The sequence below is a fragment of the Nocardia sp. IBHARD005 genome, assembly GCF_052814245.1.
Map to the genome: position 1 here is coordinate 6,189,630 of NZ_CP199935.1, position 18,586 is coordinate 6,208,215.

Below are 18,586 nucleotides of genomic sequence, written 5' to 3' on the forward strand. Positions count from 1 at the left end.
ACGAAATCCCCGGTGGGCAGCGTTGAACCGCTGCGCACCGGGGATTTTCCGGCGCCGGGCTGACACGCGACATCGATACCAACGCGCCGATCATGGTGACTGTTGCGAGCACCGGTGCAATGATCGCCTGGTGACTCAGTGGCTCCCACTCCTCGGCTCGCTCCCCGTCGCCGGCGCAGTTCTGGTCGGCGTCATCGCCAACAACCGAACCCACCGGGAAGGAATCGCGGCCGCCGACGAGCGCGGCAGGCAGGCACTCGACGCCGCGCAGCGCAATGTCGAGCTGTCGAACATGGTGGGCGACCAGCGCGATCACGAGGCGTGGCGCCGCGAGGCGGTGCTCGCCGCGGTCGCCTCGATCCTGGAGACCTCGGCCTCGGTGCGCGCCGATCTGACCACCTGCGGTGAATGGGATCTGGTCACGGCCGACGAGATCGACAGCGTCGGCGCCCAGATTCACAAGGTGATCTGGGATCGCCCCGGCGGCATGCTGACTCGCTTGCGGGTGGTGGCGCATCGCCGGATCCCGAACAAGTGCGAAGACCTGCTGCGCACCCTCACCGCCGCCCAGCACATCACGATGCAGCGGCTGAAGCTGCACATCGACGTGGAGGCGACCGTCGAGGAGCTCGAGGAGATGGCCTCGCTGTGGCAGAAGGCGATGCGCCACGCCGCCGAGCAGGAGCGGGCGCTGGTCGAGACGACACGCATCGAACTCGGCATCGAGATCGCCACGAAAGGTTTTGGCGTAGATCCGGTTCCGTTGCCTCAGCCGGTGGTTGCCGAAACCGGCTCGGCGGAAGCCGAATTCGAGCAAGCCGTCGAGGAACGACCCACTGAGCCGGCCGAGCTGGCGCAGCCGGCCGAGCCGCAGCCCGCCGCCGAGCCGCAGCCCTTCGCCGAGCCGCCGCACGCGACCGAGGCACTGCCCGCGACCGAGGCACCGCAGCAAGACGATCCGCGCGACGCCGTCGACCTGCGCGAAGCACAGACCGTCAAGGTCTGACCCCTCGAAGAAGCGGGCCCGCGACACCTGGTGTCGCGGGCCCGCTGTGTTCTAATCAGCTCTAGCATCCAGTACTGTTCCGCGAATTGAACATTCGGTGAACACCATGGAGTTCATGATGGTCTCAGCGTTCAGCTGACGCGACACCGAACGGCCGGGTAACTTGGGTGTACGGTACGCAGGGGTGCCGTACCCGACAGCGTGGTCGATCGTCTGAAGACTTAGCACCGACCCACTCTCGTCAGGGGGCGATCTATTATGGATCTCATCGCGCCGTTGGATGCGCTGTTCTTGCTCGCGGAATCTCGTGAGCACCCGATGCACGTCGGCTCACTGCAGTTGTTCGAACCGCCCGAGGACGCCGGGCCCGAATATCTGCGCGAGTTCCGCGACACCTTGTTGGCCGACAAGACCGTTCGGCCCACTTTCAGTAAGCGGCCCGCCACCTGGCTGGGCGCACCGCAGATGGCGTGGACCCAGGACGACGACGTCGACCTGGACTACCACGTGCAGCGCAGCGCCCTGCCCGGACCGGGCCAATTCGACCAGCTGCTCGACCACGCGTCGACCTTGCACAGCGCCCTGCTCGACCGGCATCGCCCGATGTGGGAGCTGCACTTCGTCGAGGGCCTGGCCGACGGACGCTTCGCGCTCTACTCGAAGATGCATCACGCACTGGTGGACGGTGTGTCGGCCCAGCGCTTGATGCGGCGCACGCTGACCACCGACCCGTTCGCGACCGAGCTGATGCGGCCGTGGAACCTGCCGCGCAAGCTCGGCCCGGCGCGCCCCGGCAAATCCCGGCTCGGCGGACTGATCGATACCGTCACCTCGGCGCGCTCGTCGACCACCGCATTGATCAAGGCGACCCGCACCGGCCTGCTGCAGCAGCAGCTCACCCTGCCGTTCGAGGCGCCGCGCACGCTGTTCAACGTGCCGATCGGCGGTGCCCGCAAATGCGCGGTGCGCAGCTGGTCGATGGATCGGGTCAAGCAGGTGAAGAAAGCGACGGGCGCCACCGTCAACGATGTGGTGCTGGCGATGTCGGCGGGTGCGTTGCGGGCATATCTGCTGGAGCGCGGCGCCTTACCTGACAAGCCGATGATCGCGCTGGTGCCGATGTCGTTGCGCGAGGAAGACGATATCGACACCCAGGGCGTGAAGGTCGCGGCGCTGCTGTGCAATCTGGGCACCGATGTCGCGGATCCGCTGGAACGGCTTCGGGTGGTGAGTGATTCGACGCGCCGCAACAAGGAGGTGTACCGCTCGCTCACGCCGACGCAGACGCTGGCGTTGGCCGGGGTGATGTTGAGTCCGCTCGCGGCGATGCTGCTGCCCGGGTTCGCCTCGGTGGCGACGCCGCCGTTCAATATCGTCATCTCGAATGTGCCCGGTGCGCGCGAGTCGCTGTACTGGAACGGCTCGCGCCTGGATGCCACCTATCCGCTGTCGATCCCGCTCGACGGGCAGGCCGTGAACATCACCCTCACCTCGAGCGGTGACAACCTCGATTTCGGCCTGGTCGGCTGCCGCCGCACGCTGCCCGACCTGCATCGACTGCTCGATCACCTCGAGGACTCGCTGGCCGCGCTGGAGGATGCCGCGCTGTAGAAATTGGGCATTCTCGACCAAAATAGAACGTGTTACAGTTCGGTATGCGTACCGAATTCTGCGAACAGCTCGGCATCGAGTTCCCCATCTTCGCCTTCACCCACTGCCGCGACGTCGTGGCGGCGGTGAGCAACGCGGGCGGATTGGGGGTACTCGGCGCGGTCGGCTTCACCGCCGAACAGCTCGAGGTGGAGCTGGCCTGGCTCGACGAGCACGTCACCGGGATCTACGGCGTCGACCTGGTGATCCCGTCGAAATACGAGGGCAAGGGCGTCGACGGGCTCACCCCCGAACAGCTGGAAAAGCAGCTGGCGCAGATGGTTCCGCAGGGCCATCGCGACTTCGCCCAGCAGATCCTCACCGATCACCACGTGCCCGCGCTGCCCGACGGCGAGCACCACAACGAGTTGCTCGGCTGGACCGCGACCACCGCGGGCCCGCAGGTCGACGTCATCCTGAACCATCCCAAGGCCAAGCTGGTGGCCAACGCGCTCGGCACCCCGCCTGACGACGTCGTCAAGCGGATCCAGGATTCCGGCCGGGTGATCGGCGCGCTGTGCGGCTCGGTCAAGCACGCGATGAACCACAAGGCGGCGGGCCTCGATTTCGTGGTGTGCCAGGGCACCGAGGGTGGCGGGCACTGCGGTGAGGTGTCCTCGCTGGTGCTGTGGCCGCAGGTGATCGACGCGATCGGCGATGTACCGGTGCTGGCCGCCGGTGGCATCGGCAACGGCGCGCAGGTCGCGGCGGCGCTGGCGATGGGCGCGGCGGGCGCGTGGACCGGGTCGCTGTGGCTCACCGTCGAGGAGGCCAACGTGCCGCCTGCGCAGATGCAGACCTACCTCGAGGCCAGCAGCCACGACACCATCCGCTCGCGTTCCTGGACCGGCAAGCCGTGCCGCATGCTGCGCAACGACTGGACCGATGCCTGGGAATCCACCGAAACCCCCGACCCGCTGCCGATGCCGCTGCAGATGATGGTCGCCCTCGATGGGGTCAAGCGCGGACACCGCTACCCAGAGGCCGCCAAGGACGTGAACTTCAACCCGGTCGGCCAGGTGGTCGGCATGATGAACAAGGTCGAACGCAGCGCCGACGTGATCAACCGCCTCGTCGAGGAATACGTCACCGCCTACGACCGGCTCACCCGCCTCTCCGGGGACTCCTAGCCAGACCCGAGTGCGGGGGTAGTTGGCGACGCGGCAAGCTTCCCAGCCTCGCCGGTGAGCCCGTTCCCGGTGAGTTACCCATGTGCTTGCGAGATCTCGGGAACTGGTGCGATTCCATCGGTTGCTGGGGCCGCTCACTGTGCGGGTTGCCACTACACTCCGTGCATCTGACCTGCGGGGCGGTGTTCAGTACACCGCCCCGCAGCATTGCCCAACGGTTGTGGACGGCGGTGACATGGGTTCGGAGGAATACGCGAAGGCCATCGACACGGTTGTGCCACACCATCTGCCGTGGCAGCACACCGCGGGCGCGACGACGAAGAAGCCCGACTCAGACAGCTAGCAGTTCCGTTCAGACGGCTGATCAGTTCACACAGCTGAGCTCAGTGGCACGGTGTGGATCGGTGTCTCGCCGACGAGTTGGCCGAAGCGGGCGATCACCTTCTGGTGATACAGCGCGAACAGGTCACCGAACAGCGCGAGTTGCGCGTCGCTCGGGGCGGATTCGGCGTCCCAGACCGCGAGCAGCGCCCGCCAGACGAGCACATGCAGATCGGGGGCGACGGCGAAGTAGGCGGCGATCGCCTCTGGCACCTCGACGACCATATCGGCGATCGAATTCAGTACCGCGCGCTGCATACTCATGTCGAGCACGCCGAGAAGCTTGCGCACCAGCGCGATCTCGGCGGCGATGATGCGCGCGTGGTCGGGCACGGCGTGGCGCGCCATCGTCTCCAGCTCGTCGACGGCGGCGGCGAGCTCGGCCGGATCGAGCACCTTCTCCCCCGCCGTGTAGGCGAGCAGCGCCTCGCCCACGATGCCGCGCTCCACCTCGACGATGTCGGTGAACATCTCGGCGGCGACCGCGGGCGCGGTGATCGAGAACCGGAACAGGTGCCGGTAGACATCCATGCCGCCCTCCACCCGCACATCGCGGATGGTGAACCCCTTGCCGCGCCTGGCCTCGACGAATCCGTAGGACTCGAGCCGGCCCAGGATGAGCTGGGCGGTGGCACGGTTCATCCCGAACTCGTCGGCGACCTGGCGCACCGACGGCATCAGCTCGCCGGGCCGGTACTCACCGGTAGCTACCCGGCGTGCCAACTCATCGGCAACGTCGGCGACCACCGTCCGGGATCCCATCGAAAACACCTTTCGGTCATCATCGGGCTACGTCCCAGACAGCTTAGGCGGTGCAACCCCACCCCGCACGAACCTGCGCGCGCTGTGGAGTGGTTCGCGTCACAGGCTGTTCATTGCCCGGAACCGACCGAACAGCTTGTTCGGCAAGCGGTAGGCAATCCGGCGGATGCCGAGGCGCGCACACCCCGAACCGCAGATACTTCGCCGGGCAACGCGCTCATCTGGATCAGACAGCAGTGTGCGACACCGTGATTGAATACGCAGGCAACTGGGCAGCTAAACATTCTGGGAGGAATTTTGAGAACCACTCCCGACTACCTCGGCGTACCGCGCACCGGCGACGCCGCCTCCGTCGACGGCTGGACCTGCGAACCGCAGCCCGACACGGCGGTGCCGCATGTCTGCGTCAACCAGGGCCTGACCATCGGCCTGCGCGGCAACGCGGCGCCTGCCACGCCGCCGCCGCCCGCCCCGACCCCGATCCGCACGGTCAACCCAACCCTGCCCCCGGTGACGACCACCAGCAGCGTCCCACCGGTTCCGCCGCCCCTCGGACGGCCTCGTCATCGCACTACGAGCGAGCTGACCGGCCAGGTCGGGACACCCAGGATTCTTGTCTTCGCGGCCCGCCCGATTCTGGACTGACCGAAGGGTGCGACGAAGGAGTGCCCGTAGGGAGGGAAGAATCGGGGCCCGAAGGGCCGCGACTCGAGCGCGCCAGCGCTCCAAAGATTCAGATCATGTCCTTCTTGTCCAGCCAGCGCATCACAGGCCAGCCCAAACCGACCGGGATCCAGCAGGTCAGCACGCGGTAGAGCAGTACCGCGGGGACCGCGATCCCGGCCGGAACACCGAAGGCCGCGAGACCACCGATCAGCGCCGCCTCGACCGCGCCGACGCCACCGGGTGTCGGCGCGGCCGAGGCCAGCGTGCCGCCGATCATGGCGACGATGGTGACGGCCACGAAATCCGTGCCACCGCCGAAGGCTTCGACGGCCGTCCACAGTGCCAGCGCCTTTCCAAGGGTGATCGCGGCGCAGCCGCCGACGATGACCACGAATCGCCTCGGATCCTTCGCGAGGTCGGCGAGTTCGCCCAGCACTTCCTTGACCTGCGGGCGCACCGAGTGATTCACCCAGCGACGCAGCGTCGGCACGAACATGAACGCGCCGATCAACCCGACACCGACGCCGGCGATCAGGTACAGCACCGTCGCGTCGGGCACGATGTGGGCCAGGTTGCTCGAGGTTCCGGCCACCACACTGAACACCACGAGCAGCACCAGGTGGGTGAGCACCTGCATCGACTGCTGCATCGCCACCGCGGCGGTCGCGCGCAGCGTCGACATGCCCGCCTTCTGCAGGAACCGCACGCTCAGCGCCAACCCGCCGACGCCCGCGGGGGTGGTCGTCGCCACGAAGGTGTTGGCCAGCTGCTCCACCACCAGGTAGCGCATCTTGATCAGCCCGTCCGCGCAGGCGCCGAGCGCGGCGGCGGCACCGATGTAGGTCAATCCCGAGACCGCGAGGCCGGCCAGCGCCCACCACCAGTTGATCGTGCGCAGCTGACTGAAGAACGTCGGCACCTGGCTGATGAACGGATAGGCCACATAGACGAGCGCGACCAGCAGGACGAGCTGGATGATCTGGTTGCGGGAGAAGCGGGTGATCTGCTCGGACTGGATACGGTCGTGGCCGGTTTGCCTGCGCACCTCCTCGCGGGCGGTGGCCATCACTTTGGTCCACTGTGGCACCGACTTGCGGATGCCGATCGACATGGCCGATTTCGTCAGGCGCCGGGCCGCGTAGGCGACCTTGTCCTCACCGAGGGCCTCGATCGCCGCCGAGACCGCCTCGTGTTTGCCGTAGAGCGAGGTCGTGGTCACCAGCAGCTGGGCGATATCGGTCTGGCGTTGCGTCTGCGCCGAACCGAATTCGGCGGCGGCGAAACCGCCGAACAGGGTGTCGCCCTGGCTGACGCGCACGAAGCCGGGTTGCAGATCGCCGAGGCTGATCTGGTTCTCGTGCAGGCGCAGCAGCGAACGCCACACCCCGGGCAGTACCTGTGCGGACAAGGTCGCGATCTGCGTACCGCGAGGCATGGTGTGCGCGTACAACATCCAGCCGCGATTCAAGCCCGCCACCGCGACCTGATGACTGTCGGCCATCCCGAGGTCACCGATCGCGATGCCGAGCAGCGCCCGATGTTCCACCGCCCGGTGCATCGATCCGTGCAGTGGTGCGGTCTCGCTGGAGCGGAACGTGATCCAGCGCCACACCTGCCGGATCGCGCCGAAGCTGCGCTGGTTCTTGCCGTACAGCTCGACGACGATCTCGCCTTCGGGCCCGTCGACCTCGGTGGCGAGCAGCAGCGGTCCGCGCCCGGCAGGCCGGTCGACCCGGAAGGCCTTCACGGTGTATCCCCGCCCGGCCAGCACCCGGACCGCACCGTCGAGCGGCACCTCGAGCGCGGGCGTACCGACCAGCCAGACGATCACCGCGCCGACCAGCCAGCCGACTGCCAGGCCGAGCATCGCCCGCGCGGGCACCACCGAGCTGACCACCAGGTGGATCGGCGCGAACATCAACAGCAGAAACCACATCCAGCGCCGCGGCCGCACCGGCAGCCACGGGCTCGACACGGTGAGCATGGCCGCGAGCATCGCGATCCAGCGTGGATCGTCGAGGAATTGCGACAGGAAGGTGTCGAAGCGGTCCGGGACCGGCAGGTGCCATTTCGGTGTGGAGATGCCCGCACCGGTGATCGACAGGGCGAGCGCGGCGAGCAGGCCTGCCGCCGCATACCCGGCGAGCAGCTTCCACTGCCTGCGCAGCACGAGTTCGATGAGGATGGCGAACGGCAGTGCCAGGATGAGCATTCCGTAGATCAGGTAGACCATGGTCGACTGGTCCTGGCTGAGGAACCCGACGATATTGGCGACCGAGCGTTCCAGCGCCAGCCATTCCGGCCGGGTGATCACCGAGCCCGCGACCACGACGGCGACGCCCATCCCCGCCAGCACCACCCGGACGATGTCACTGGTCCGCCGGATCAGCGGTTGCAGGAGTTTCCCCGTGACCGGGATCTCCCGACCGTCGACTCGCATGAGCCGCACGATACACACCGACACGCCGCAGACCCGCCGTGACATCACGCAACCAGCACGGTCGTACCCGCGTGGCGTGAAGCCGATCACAGGCCGTCACAAACGCAGGCGATACCCCGTCCAGAGGGTAGACAAACACCCACTCAGCCGGAAGGAACGATCATGCAGGTTCTGCTCGCAGGTACCACCGGTGCCATCGGCCGTCCTCTGATCCGCGCGTTGACGTTACGGCCGGGCACGGCCGGTGATCATGGTGCGGTTCGGGCGGTGACGGCGGCGCGGTCGTGGCCGGGGATCACTTCGATATCGGCCGGGAGGGCGTGTAGGCGGTGGATGGTTTCGAAGGCGCGGTCGCGATCGGCGTCGAGTAGTTCGCCGAGCAGCGGCGCCTTTTCCCGGAGCAGGTCGATTTGCAGAGTGCTCCAGACCGCGTCGCCTGCGAGCAGGACGCGGGAGCCGTCGTCGACGGCGAGCAGGATGCCGACGCTGCCGGGGGTATGGCCTGCCAGGTCGACGATCAGGACGGAGCCGTCACCGAACAGGTCGTGACTGCGGGCGAAGGTAAGCACGGGCGGGCCGTCGAGTTCGTAGAGGTCGAAGACGCGGCCGCGCAGTGGTCCACGGGCAACGCCGAGTGGGACGTGCGAACCGGCCATCGCCCAGCTGTATTCGACGGCGGGCACCCGGATCGGGACCAGGCCGGGCAGTTCGTACAGCCCGGCGACGTGGTCCCAGTGCAGATGTGTCGGCAGCACGAAGTCGATGTCGTTGCCGGTGAGGTCGTGCGCGGCCAGCACCTCGCTCAGACCCCGCACCGGACTGTCGGGGCCAACCAGCAGCGGCACCGGAAACGGCAGCTCGGGCAGTACCCGCTGGTGCACGCCCGCGCAGAGCGCGGGGTCGACCAGGAAAGTGGCGTCCGGGTGGCGGATGAGGAACGTCGACATGGTCAGCTGCGTGGACCGCAGCGTCCACACCCCCTCGGCGACGATCGTCGTCGGCGCGGACAGCTCCGCCTGCACCAGCGCGGTGAGACCAACGGTGTTGTGCGCGGGCGGAACGGGAGCGACCTCTAGCCCGTCCAGAAACGCGGTATCGGCACCGCGTGGCCAGAGCAGCCGCGGCCCCGTGGCCACGACAGCAACACAGCAGGCGAGAACAGTCGATAACATCGTCGTGCGCTCACCCATACGTGCCACCGTAGGCGATCGCCCACACCCCGACCACCGAACCAGGTTCACCTGCGGCAAGCCGACACCGATCGACTAACCCAGAACAACATCCGACCACCTGTCCGGACCCGGTATGCCCTGTATGTCTTTACCCAAAGGGGCCCGCCCCGATCTGGACTGACCGGAGGGTGCGACGAAGGAGTACCCGCAGGGAGGGAAGATCGGGGCCACCAGGGCCCCGCTCGAGCGCGCCAGCGCTCCAAAAACACAGCCACCACACGACCCGGGGCGGGTACCCCCGATATGTCCCTACCCAAAGGGGCCCGCCCCGATCTGGACTGACCGGAGGGTGCGACGAAGGAGTACCCGCAGGGAGGGAAGATCGGGGCCACCAGGGCCCCGCTCGAGCGCGCCAGCGCTCCAAAAACACAGCCACCACACGACCCGGGGCGGGTACCCCCGATATGTCTACCCAAGGAGGCCACCAGAGCCCCCACGCCAGCGCTCCGAACTCAGTCCGACCGACCCATCAACCGATCAGTCTCGCGCCGTTCACGTTTCGTGGGCCGACCCGCACCGCGCTCGCGCTGCGGCAGCGTGGCGAGAACTTCCTTCGGAGGCGGCGGCGGGCTGCGATCGATCAGGCACTGGGCGGCCACGGGCGGGCCGACTCGCTTGTGGATGATCCGCTCGACGACGACGATGCGTTCGAGACCGCCGTGGCGGACCCTGATCTCGTCACCGGGGCGGATGGTCAGCGCCGGTTTCGCGGTAACCCCATTAACGCGCACATGCCCGGCGCGACAGGCAACTGCGGCGGCCGAGCGTGTTTTGAACAGGCGCACCGCCCAGATCCACGCGTCGACGCGGGCCTGGGTGTCGGAGTGCTGGGGGGTCACCCCTTAGACGATACGGCGAGCCGTGACGACGTCGTCGGCGCTGAGGTGGCTGTAGGACACCGGGGTGCCCGACTGCACGGCGTTGAGGAGCTGACCGTTGCCCGCGTAGATACCGACGTGGCCACCACCGTTGGTGATGACGATGTCACCGGCCTGCAGGTTGTCGAACGAGACGGGAGCGCCGACATGGGACTGCTCGAAGCTGGTACGCGGCAGTTCGACGCCGGCCTGGCGGTACGCCCACTGCACGAGCCCGGAGCAGTCGAAGCTCTGCGGCCCTGCGGCACCCCAGTTGTACTGGGCGCCCAGCTTGCCACGGGCGGCGTCGAGGGCGATGTTGCCCGCGGACTGCTGCTGGGAGAACGGGTTTTCGAAGTTCACGCTCGGGAGCTGCGGTGCGGCCTGGCCCTGAGGGGCGACCATCGCCTGCAGCTGCTTCTCGACCTGCTGCGCCGGCTGCTCGAGCTCTGGCGGCAGATCGAAGTTACCCAGACCGGGGATGTTGATCGTGGCGGCCTGCGAAATCGCGGGCATCGCACCGGTTGTAGCGGCCACCGCGCCCAGGACGAGGGCACCCTTGACGGAATTCGGCAGTCGAGAATCCCGCTGCAAGCTGTGTTTACCCACCGAGACGAGTCTCCGATCTTGCTACTCTCCCGCCGCTTCGTCGCGAATCGCTTGGCGATCACGACTATTCGGCGGTGACCCAATGGCGCCGCTTCTCTGACGAACCGACAGACTCCACTAAGTCACGAGAAGATTACGGCCTGTGATGAGCGCTGTCCAGCGAAGCACGCAAGTTGTTTTCTTCCAACCGGAAAAGCCCAGAACAGGGGCCATGGCACCGGCGTGTCGGTGCGGGTAACGATTTCATCGTCCCGGCCGCGCGGTGCGTTACCGATCGCGCAGCGCGCGCTCGAGTTGGTCGATGCGCGTTCGGGCGTCGGCCAGGTCGATCTCGAGCCTGGCCAGCATGATCAACAGCGGCCCGATCGCCAGGGCGGCGACCAACTGCGGGTCCAGGTCGTCGAAGCCCGCGTCGAGCGTTGCCAGCAGGTCGCGCCGGATCGTGTCGGCCAGGTGCGCGCCCTGCGGCAGCGGCCAGCTCGCGACGATCTCCGCGGTGGTCTGGGGTTGCTCGAACATCGGGCTCCATTCCGGTTTCGACAACAATTCTCGGTTTCGCTAGCAGTATCTAGGACACAGCCGAGAGTTACCGAGATTCTCCCGTGCACACGCGCTACGGTTATCCGGCATGGACCCCGTGCGCAATCCGTATGCACCCGGCGCCGGCCAGCGTCCGCCCGAATTGGCCGGGCGCGACAAACAACTCGCGGCGTTCGACATAGTGCTCGAGCGCATCGCCCGCGGCAGGCCGGAACGCAGCGTGATGCTCACGGGCCTGCGCGGTGTCGGAAAGACCGTGCTGCTCAATCAACTTCGCTCCGCCGCCATCTCGCGCGGCTGGGGCACCGGCAAGATCGAGGCGAGGCCCGACCAGGATCTGCGCAGGCCGCTGTCCTCGGCACTGCATATGGCGGTGCGCGCGATCGCGATGTCGGCACGCAACTCCGAACAGGTCGACGATTTCCTCGGCATCCTCAAGGCTTTCGCCCTGCGCGCCACCGCGGACAAGGGCATGCGCGAACGGTGGCAGCCCGGCATCGACGTGCCCGCGGTGACCGGCCGCGCCGACTCGGGCGATATCGAGATCGATCTGATCGAACTGTTCAAAGAGGCTGCGGCCCTCGCTTCCGACATCGGTATCGGCATTGCCATCTTCATCGACGAAATGCAAGACCTCGGCCCCGCCGACGTGTCCGCGATCTGCGGCGCCTGTCACGAACTGAGCCAGGACGGCGCCCCGTTGATCGTCGTCGGCGCGGGCTTACCCCATCTGCCCGCGGTGCTTTCTGCCTCGAAAAGCTACTCGGAGCGACTGTTCAGTTATCACCGTATCGACCGCCTCGACCGCGAGTCGGCCGACCTGGCATTGATCGCCCCCGCCGAACGCGAGGACGTGAAGTTCACCGAAACCGCGCTCGATTCGCTCTACCAACGAGCCGACGGCTATCCGTATTTCGTCCAGGCCTACGGCAAGGCCGCCTGGGATCAGGCGCCCGAGAGCCCGATCACCGCCGAGGACGTCGCGGTGGCCTCCCCCGCAGCCGAAGAGGAGCTGGCGGTCGGCTTCTTCGGCTCCCGCTACGAACGCGCGACCCCCGCCGAACGCGAGTACATGCGCGCCATGGCCGACCTGGCGGGCGACGACGCCCCGGTCGCCACGTCGGCGGTGGCCGCCGAGCTCGGGCGCAAACCCGCCTCGGTCTCCCCCGCGCGCGACGGCCTGATCAAGAAGGGCCTGATCTACTCGGCCGAACGCGGCACGATCGGGTTCACCGTCCCCCACTTCGGCCGCTATCTCCGGAGCGTATGAGGATCTTCGCATTTCTAGGACATCAGCTAGAGAGTCGAAGAAAGTCAGGCCGAGTCACCACTCGATCGCAATCTACAAATTTCTAGCACAAGCACTAGATATCCGAAGATTGTCCTGAGTAACGGTGTGGGCCCGCCCGGGATCGTTTGCGCATCGGGTGGATAACGCGAGGGTTGGCCGGTTAACACGCTGGAAACCTTCTCCGAAAAGCCCAGCAGGACGCTTCAGGTGCGTCCCGCCGGACCGGAGGAGGCCGCAATGTCGAAGACCTTCCCTTTCACCGACACCGACGGTCACCGCTACACCGTCGTCGCCGATGACGGTGTGCCGATCGCGGTCCGCAGCTTCGGCGCCACCGATGCGGCCCTGACCGTTGTTTTCGTCCACGGCCACTGCCTGCACACCGAATCCTGGTCGTTCCTGCGCGAACACCTGCTGCGCGACTGGGATGCCGGCACCCGCATGGTCTTCTACGACCACCGCGGCCACGGCGAATCCGGGCACGCCCACCACGCCACCTACACGATCGACCAGCTCGCCACCGATCTCGACGCGGTGCTGCGCGCGGTCGCGCCGACCGGGCCCGTAGTGCTGATCGGTCATTCGATGGGCGCGATGGTGGTGCTGGCCTACGCCCGCCTCTATCCCGCGGCCATCGGTCACCGGGTCGCCGGGATCGGCCTGATCGCGGGCGCCGCGGGCGGCATCACCGAGGTCGGCCTCGGCCGGCTCCTCAACCGGCACGCGGTGGCCTCGCTCCAGCGCGCCGTGGTGCGCGCACCCCGGGTGATGCAGGCGTCGAAGCGCTTCTCCCGCTGGATCTTCGGACCGCTGATCCGCGAGGCGAGCGCGGGCACCCGGCGCGTGAATCCGCGCGTAACGGCCATCGCCACCGCGGTGCTCAACGAGACCGCGCTGCTGACCATGTCCGGTTTCCTGAGCTCGCTGCTCGACTTCGACGAGGCGAACACCCTCGCCCGCTTCGGCGATCTGCCCGCTCTCGTCCTGGCGGGCTCGGCCGATCTCATGGTGCCGTTCGCGCACTCGGTGGTGCTGGCGTCACAGCTGGCCGGTGCTGAGCTGGTGCGAATCGAGGGCGCGGGTCACAGCGTCATCCTCGAGCGCGCGGAGGAGGTCGCCCAGTCGATCACCGCGCTGGTCGAACGGGCGAGGAACGGCGTCCGCGCTCGCTACGCCGTCGCGGGGTGAGCACGACAGTTACCCGATGGCAATCGCGCGGTCTCCCGCAACTTCGGGCGTAAACCGAAAAGATCCGTTATTGTGGTGGAGATCACGTTGTGTGGTGAGTCACACGGCTCGGTGCAGTGCGGCCCGAGGACTTTTCGGGCGTACCCGTGATCCGGCGAGTCGGTATGCCCGCCATATACACAGGAGGTAACGATGACACGCAGCGATATCGCGGAACTGCGCTACGCGGTCGGCCAACTCCGGCAATCGATCGGTGCACTGCGCTCCAACTACGGCGACGCGGCCACCATCCGCCGTCTGGAGAACGACCTCGAGCGGCTTGTCATCGACGCCGAGGATTTCGAGCAGGCACCACCGCCGGAACTCGCTGTCCCCCGCAGGTCGGAGCCGATCTACGTCCCCGACAGCAAGTCCGACGAAGCAGCATGGATGGGCGCCCAGGACGAAGGGTTGGGGTTCCACTCCAGGCCGCGGACGAAGTAAAGCCTGATCACCGGCGCGACGGCCCTGCTGCCAAGGGTCGTCGCGCCGACCCCTTGGCTCTTCTCATTGCGCTTGACATCCTCCCGGCCGGGAACGACCGGGATTCCTACCAGCGGCCTGTCGACCGCTCTTGGTGGGTTCCTGCTTCACAGGGACGCGCCGACCGCCTAAGCGGCTGGACTTACCGTCCCTCCACAAGCGTTTAACCTCTCAGCCTGCCCGGCCGCGAGAACATTTTTCGCCGCGTTCACGTCGCGATCGTGGGTCGTCCCGCACATACAGGTCCACTCCCGCACATGCAACGGCTTCTTGTCGCTGACCACGCCACACGCCGAGCACAAGCGCGTCGACGGAAACCACCGATCCACCTTGGCGAAGTACCGCCCGTACCTGGCCGCTTTCTCTTCCAACATGCGCGTGAACATGCCCCACCCGGCATCGTGCACTGATTTCGCCAACCGCGTCCGAGCGAGACCTTTGATGCTCAAGTCCTCGACGAACACCGCTTGGTTGTCGCGGATGATCTGCGTCGAGTGCTTGTGCGCCCAATCCCGCCGCGTATCCGCCACCCCGGCGTGTGCCTTGGCGACCCTGATACGGGCCCTCGCCCGGTTCTTGCTGCCATTGTCCTTGCGCGACAACGATTTCTGGGCCTTGCGTAACCGACGCTCAGCCTGCCGCAAGAACCTCGGCGAGGCGATCGTCTTGCCATCCGACAACACAGCAAAAGTCGCCAGTCCGAGATCGATACCCACCTCGGTGCCGGTGGGCGGCAACGGCTGATCGTCGGTGACCACCACGAACGAGGCGAAATAACGACCCGCGCTATCGCGGGTGATCGTGACCGACGACGGGTTGCTCGGCAGCGCCCGCGACCACGCCACCCTCAACTCCCCGATCTTGGCCGCATACAGCCTCCCATTCGACCGGAGACTGAACCCATTGCGGGTCAACCGGATCGACTGACGGGTGTCCTTACGCGACCGAAACCTCGGCGCGGCGACCTTGGGGCCCTTGCGTGTGCCGGTGACCGAGGAAAAGAAGTTCCGGTAGGCAGTGTGCAAGTCGGACAGGGCTTGCACCAACACCACCGACGACACCTCCCCCAACCATGCCCGCTCAGACGTCTTCTTCGCAGTCGTGATCACCTGGGTTTGCAGGGCTGAGTCCTTGATATAGGGCAAGCCCGCTGCACGTACGGCTTGACGGGCGGCGAGCCCGTCGTTGTACACCACTCGCGCACACCCGAAGGCCCGGGCCAGCGCGGTCCGCTGGCCCGGTGTCGGGTAGACACGAAAGTTGTATCGGAGCTGCACGAATCGAGGCTACCGCGATCCACCGACACCTTCGATGCGCTGACCCAGTCCTGAACGACCGGGCTTGCGCGCAACGTTTCCTGGTCACGGCTGTGATCGAGATCACCGGCATGCACGAGGACCGAGTGCGTGAGACCCCCGGCGAGCGGCGCGAACACAGGCGTATGGTGCTCCACATCACAATCCATCGCGGTGGGTAATGATCACTGCCGCAGACCCGAAGATCAGCGAGGCATCCACCGTGAGTGCCGCACCGACCGCCTCCCCCGCTTCCCACTCCGCGGGCACCGGCGTCTTCAGCAGAACGCGTGCCCGCATTTCCGCGCGCACCCTCCGTACCGACCGCTGGTGGCTGCCGCCGCTGTTCACCGCGCTCGGACTCTTCGCGTTCGTCGCCTACGCGACGATCAGATCCTTTGTCCGGACGGCCTATTGGGTGCCCGAGTTCCACTATCTGACCCCGTTCTACTCGCCGTGTCTGAGCGACTCGTGCGCACCGGGATCGGCGCATTTCGGTACCCCGTTCCCCGAGTTGCCGATGTGGATCCCACTGGGCTTCGTGGTGCTGCCGTTCCTGCTCGGCTTCCGGCTGACCTGCTACTACTACCGCAAGGCCTACTACCGCTCGGTGTGGTTCTCCCCGCCCGCCTGTGCGGTGGCCGAGCCGCACGCGCGCTACAGCGGTGAGACGCGGCTGCCGTTGATCATCCAGAACACGCACCGCTACTTCTTCTACGTGGCGCTGGTGGTCTCGCTGATCAACACCTACGACGCGATCACCGCCTTCCACGGCAGCAGTGGTGGTTTCGGCTTCGGCCTCGGCAATATCGTCCTGCTGGTCAACGTGATCCTGCTGTGGGCCTACACGCTGTCGTGTCATTCGTGCAGGCACATCGCGGGTGGGCGGCTCAAGAACTTCTCCGCCCACCCGGTGCGGTACTGGTACTGGACCCAGATCTCCAAGCTCAACACCCGCCACATGGCGCTGGCCTGGACCACCCTCGGCACCCTCGCGCTCACCGACTTCTACGTGATGTTGGTTGCGAGCCACACCATTTCGGACCTGCGGTTCGTCAACTGAGCCGCGACAACGCGAGGAGCTTGTATTTCAATGCCAGACGTGGAACGGCACGACTACGACGTCGTGGTGATCGGAGCGGGCGGCGCGGGTCTGCGAGCCGTGATCGAGGCACGCGAACAAGGGCTTTCGGTGGCGGTGGTGTGTAAGTCGTTGTTCGGCAAGGCACACACCGTGATGGCCGAGGGTGGGTGCGCGGCGTCGATGGGCAACGCCAACGAGAAGGACAACTGGCAGACGCATTTCAGAGACACCATGCGCGGCGGCAAGTTCCTCAACAACTGGCGCATGGCCGAACTGCATGCCCAGGAGGCACCCGACCGGGTGTGGGAGCTGGAAACCTATGGGGCGCTGTTCGATCGAACCGCTGATGGGCGAATCAGCCAGCGCAACTTCGGCGGCCACACCTACCCGCGCCTCGCACATGTCGGCGACCGGACCGGCCTCGAACTGATCCGCACGATGCAGCAGAAGATCGTCTCGTTGCAGCAGGAGGACTACGCGGCGACCGGCGATTACGAGGCAAGGATCAAAGTCTTCGCCGAATGCACGATCACCGAATTGCTCACCGACGCGGGGGCGATCGCCGGTGCGTTCGGCTACTGGCGTGAATCCGGTGGCTTCGTGCTGTTCAAGGCACCCGCGATCGTGTTGGCCACCGGCGGAATCGGCAAGTCCTACACGGTGACATCGAACTCGTGGGAGTACACCGGCGACGGCCACGCGCTGGCTCTTCGCGCCGGCGCGACGCTGATCAATATGGAGTTCCTCCAGTTCCACCCCACCGGCATGGTCTGGCCGCCGAGCGTGAAGGGCATCCTCGTCACCGAGGGTGTGCGCGGCGACGGCGGCGTGCTGAAGAACTCCGACGGCAAGCGGTTCATGTTCGACTACATCCCGCCGGTGTTCAAGGGTCAGTACGCCGAGACCGAGGAAGAGGCCGATCAGTGGTTGCGCGACAACGATTCCGCGCGCCGCACCCCTGACCTGCTCCCCCGCGACGAAGTCGCCAGGGCGATCAACGAGGAGGTGAAGGCGGGCCGCGGCACCGAGCACGGCGGCGTCTATCTCGACATCGCCTCCCGCATGCCCGCCGACGAGATCGTGCGCAGGCTGCCATCGATGCACCATCAGTTCAAGGAACTGGCCGATGTCGACATCACCGCCGAACCGATGGAAGTCGGCCCCACCTGCCACTACGTGATGGGCGGGATCGAGGTGAACCCCGACTCCGGTGCGGCACTCCTACCCGGATTGTTCGCTGCCGGTGAGTGTTCCGGTGGTATGCACGGCTCGAATCGGCTCGGCGGTAACTCGCTGTCGGATCTGCTGGTGTTCGGCCGCAGGGCGGGGCTCGGCGCATCGGCGTATGTCCAGCAGCTGACCGACAAGCCGACGCCGTCCGAGACCGATATCGAGGCAGCGGCGAAAACCGCACTGGCACCCTTCGATTCACCGGCGGACGCCCCCGGCGAGAATCCGTACACCCTGCACTCCGAACTCCAGCAGACGATGAACGACCTGGTCGGCATCATCCGCAAGGAACACGAAGTACGGGCGGCGATCGACAAACTCACCGAGCTGCGCGCCCGCTACGCCAACGTGGCGGTGGAGGGCAAACGGCCGTTCAACCCCGGCTGGCACCTGGCCCTCGACCTGGCCAACATGCTGATCGTCAGCGAATGTGTAGCCAAGGCAGCGCTGTTGCGCACCGAGAGTCGCGGCGGCCACACCCGCGACGATCACCCCGGCATGAACCCGGACTGGCGCAACACGCTGCTGGTGTGCGCCGTCGATCCGGCCTCCGAAGCCCAGATCCCCGACGTGACCGTCACCCCGGCCGATCAGACGCCGATGCGCGAAGACCTACTCGCCCTGTTCGAACTGAGCGAGCTCGAAAAGTACTACACCGAGCAAGAATTGGCTGCGCACCCGGCAGCCGAGGGAAAGGCGTAAC

16 protein-coding genes are annotated in these 18,586 nt (G+C 66.6%); 9 read left to right on the forward strand and 7 right to left on the reverse strand.

Annotation, left to right across the window (positions count from 1 at the left end; translation table 11 throughout):
• Positions 1–130 precede the first annotated feature (130 nt).
• The 3 genes from ACTWPB_RS29030 to ACTWPB_RS29040 all read left to right on the forward strand — a co-directional run bounded on the left by ACTWPB_RS29030 (position 131) and on the right by ACTWPB_RS29040 (position 3,786).
• Entirely contained in the window at positions 131–1,006 is an 876-nt protein-coding gene (locus tag ACTWPB_RS29030) for a hypothetical protein (protein WP_446223624.1), read from the forward strand.
• 258 nt (positions 1,007–1,264) lie between these two features.
• Positions 1,265–2,617: a WS/DGAT/MGAT family O-acyltransferase gene (locus tag ACTWPB_RS29035; RefSeq protein WP_446223625.1), complete on the forward strand. Its 1,353-nt coding sequence runs from the start codon at positions 1,265–1,267 to the stop codon at positions 2,615–2,617.
• A gap of 44 nt (positions 2,618–2,661) precedes the next feature.
• On the forward strand, positions 2,662–3,786 hold the full coding sequence (locus ACTWPB_RS29040; RefSeq protein WP_446223626.1) for an NAD(P)H-dependent flavin oxidoreductase: 1,125 nt from the start codon (positions 2,662–2,664) through the stop codon (positions 3,784–3,786).
• A gap of 369 nt (positions 3,787–4,155) precedes the next feature.
• On the opposite strand, the gene ACTWPB_RS29045 is transcribed toward ACTWPB_RS29040, so the two are convergent.
• Complete coding sequence (locus ACTWPB_RS29045) at positions 4,156–4,929, reverse strand: GntR family transcriptional regulator (protein WP_446223627.1); 774 nt, start codon at positions 4,927–4,929, stop codon at positions 4,156–4,158.
• Between the two features lie 297 nt (positions 4,930–5,226).
• Here ACTWPB_RS29045 and ACTWPB_RS29050 point away from each other — a divergent pair, with 297 nt between their 5' ends.
• Positions 5,227–5,574, forward strand: coding sequence for a hypothetical protein (locus ACTWPB_RS29050; RefSeq protein ID WP_446223628.1), 348 nt, complete (start codon positions 5,227–5,229; stop codon positions 5,572–5,574).
• A gap of 88 nt (positions 5,575–5,662) precedes the next feature.
• Here the strand turns inward: ACTWPB_RS29050 and ACTWPB_RS29055 are convergent, their stop codons facing one another.
• The 5 genes from ACTWPB_RS29055 to ACTWPB_RS29075 form a co-directional block, all read right to left on the reverse strand.
• On the reverse strand, positions 5,663–8,035 hold the full coding sequence (locus ACTWPB_RS29055; protein WP_446223629.1) for a flippase-like domain-containing protein: 2,373 nt from the start codon (positions 8,033–8,035) through the stop codon (positions 5,663–5,665).
• Positions 8,036–8,283: 248 nt separating this feature from the next.
• Positions 8,284–9,171: an MBL fold metallo-hydrolase gene (locus ACTWPB_RS29060; protein WP_446223630.1), complete on the reverse strand. Its 888-nt coding sequence runs from the start codon at positions 9,169–9,171 to the stop codon at positions 8,284–8,286.
• 548 nt (positions 9,172–9,719) lie between these two features.
• On the reverse strand, positions 9,720–10,106 hold the full coding sequence (locus ACTWPB_RS29065) for an RNA-binding S4 domain-containing protein (RefSeq protein WP_446223631.1): 387 nt from the start codon (positions 10,104–10,106) through the stop codon (positions 9,720–9,722).
• A gap of 3 nt (positions 10,107–10,109) precedes the next feature.
• Positions 10,110–10,640 (reverse strand): C40 family peptidase, encoded by a 531-nt coding sequence (locus ACTWPB_RS29070; protein ID WP_446226530.1) that lies wholly within the window; start codon positions 10,638–10,640, stop codon positions 10,110–10,112.
• A 360-nt stretch (positions 10,641–11,000) separates the two neighbouring features.
• Entirely contained in the window at positions 11,001–11,252 is a 252-nt protein-coding gene (locus tag ACTWPB_RS29075) for a hypothetical protein (RefSeq protein ID WP_446223632.1), read from the reverse strand.
• Positions 11,253–11,361: 109 nt separating this feature from the next.
• On the opposite strand from ACTWPB_RS29075, the gene ACTWPB_RS29080 reads away from it, so the two are divergent.
• The 3 genes from ACTWPB_RS29080 to ACTWPB_RS29090 all read left to right on the forward strand — a co-directional run bounded on the left by ACTWPB_RS29080 (position 11,362) and on the right by ACTWPB_RS29090 (position 14,235).
• Complete coding sequence (locus ACTWPB_RS29080; RefSeq protein ID WP_446223633.1) at positions 11,362–12,543, forward strand: AAA family ATPase; 1,182 nt, start codon at positions 11,362–11,364, stop codon at positions 12,541–12,543.
• 258 nt (positions 12,544–12,801) lie between these two features.
• A complete protein-coding gene (locus tag ACTWPB_RS29085) occupies positions 12,802–13,752 on the forward strand; it encodes an alpha/beta fold hydrolase (protein ID WP_446223634.1) in 951 nt (316 codons plus the stop codon).
• Positions 13,753–13,944: 192 nt separating this feature from the next.
• On the forward strand, positions 13,945–14,235 hold the full coding sequence (locus ACTWPB_RS29090; RefSeq protein ID WP_056824003.1) for a hypothetical protein: 291 nt from the start codon (positions 13,945–13,947) through the stop codon (positions 14,233–14,235).
• A 167-nt stretch (positions 14,236–14,402) separates the two neighbouring features.
• Here the strand turns inward: ACTWPB_RS29090 and ACTWPB_RS29095 are convergent, their stop codons facing one another.
• A complete protein-coding gene (locus ACTWPB_RS29095) occupies positions 14,403–15,551 on the reverse strand; it encodes an RNA-guided endonuclease InsQ/TnpB family protein (protein WP_446223635.1) in 1,149 nt (382 codons plus the stop codon).
• Between the two features lie 241 nt (positions 15,552–15,792).
• Between ACTWPB_RS29095 and ACTWPB_RS29100 the strand changes: the two genes are divergently transcribed.
• Together ACTWPB_RS29100 and ACTWPB_RS29105 are read left to right on the forward strand one after the other, a co-directional pair.
• Entirely contained in the window at positions 15,793–16,632 is an 840-nt protein-coding gene (locus ACTWPB_RS29100; protein WP_446226531.1) for a hypothetical protein, read from the forward strand.
• Positions 16,633–16,662: 30 nt separating this feature from the next.
• On the forward strand, positions 16,663–18,585 hold the full coding sequence (locus tag ACTWPB_RS29105) for a fumarate reductase/succinate dehydrogenase flavoprotein subunit (protein ID WP_446223636.1): 1,923 nt from the start codon (positions 16,663–16,665) through the stop codon (positions 18,583–18,585).
• The last annotated feature ends 1 nt before the right edge of the window (position 18,586 follow it).

What these genes read in the sequence shown, in the direction of transcription:
- ACTWPB_RS29035 (WP_446223625.1), top strand. Translation starts at nt 1,265, where the DNA reads ATGGATCTCATCGCGCCGTTGGATGCGCTGTTCTTGCTCGCGGAATCT.
- ACTWPB_RS29040 (WP_446223626.1), top strand. Translation starts at nt 2,662, where the DNA reads ATGCGTACCGAATTCTGCGAACAGCTCGGCATCGAGTTCCCCATCTTC.
- ACTWPB_RS29045 (WP_446223627.1), bottom strand. Translation starts at nt 4,929, where the DNA reads ATGGGATCCCGGACGGTGGTCGCCGACGTTGCCGATGAGTTGGCACGC.
- ACTWPB_RS29055 (WP_446223629.1), bottom strand. Translation starts at nt 8,035, where the DNA reads ATGCGAGTCGACGGTCGGGAGATCCCGGTCACGGGGAAACTCCTGCAA.
- ACTWPB_RS29070 (WP_446226530.1), bottom strand. Translation starts at nt 10,640, where the DNA reads ATGCCCGCGATTTCGCAGGCCGCCACGATCAACATCCCCGGTCTGGGT.
- ACTWPB_RS29075 (WP_446223632.1), bottom strand. Translation starts at nt 11,252, where the DNA reads ATGTTCGAGCAACCCCAGACCACCGCGGAGATCGTCGCGAGCTGGCCG.
- ACTWPB_RS29080 (WP_446223633.1), top strand. Translation starts at nt 11,362, where the DNA reads ATGGACCCCGTGCGCAATCCGTATGCACCCGGCGCCGGCCAGCGTCCG.
- ACTWPB_RS29085 (WP_446223634.1), top strand. Translation starts at nt 12,802, where the DNA reads ATGTCGAAGACCTTCCCTTTCACCGACACCGACGGTCACCGCTACACC.
- ACTWPB_RS29090 (WP_056824003.1), top strand. Translation starts at nt 13,945, where the DNA reads ATGACACGCAGCGATATCGCGGAACTGCGCTACGCGGTCGGCCAACTC.
- ACTWPB_RS29105 (WP_446223636.1), top strand. Translation starts at nt 16,663, where the DNA reads ATGCCAGACGTGGAACGGCACGACTACGACGTCGTGGTGATCGGAGCG.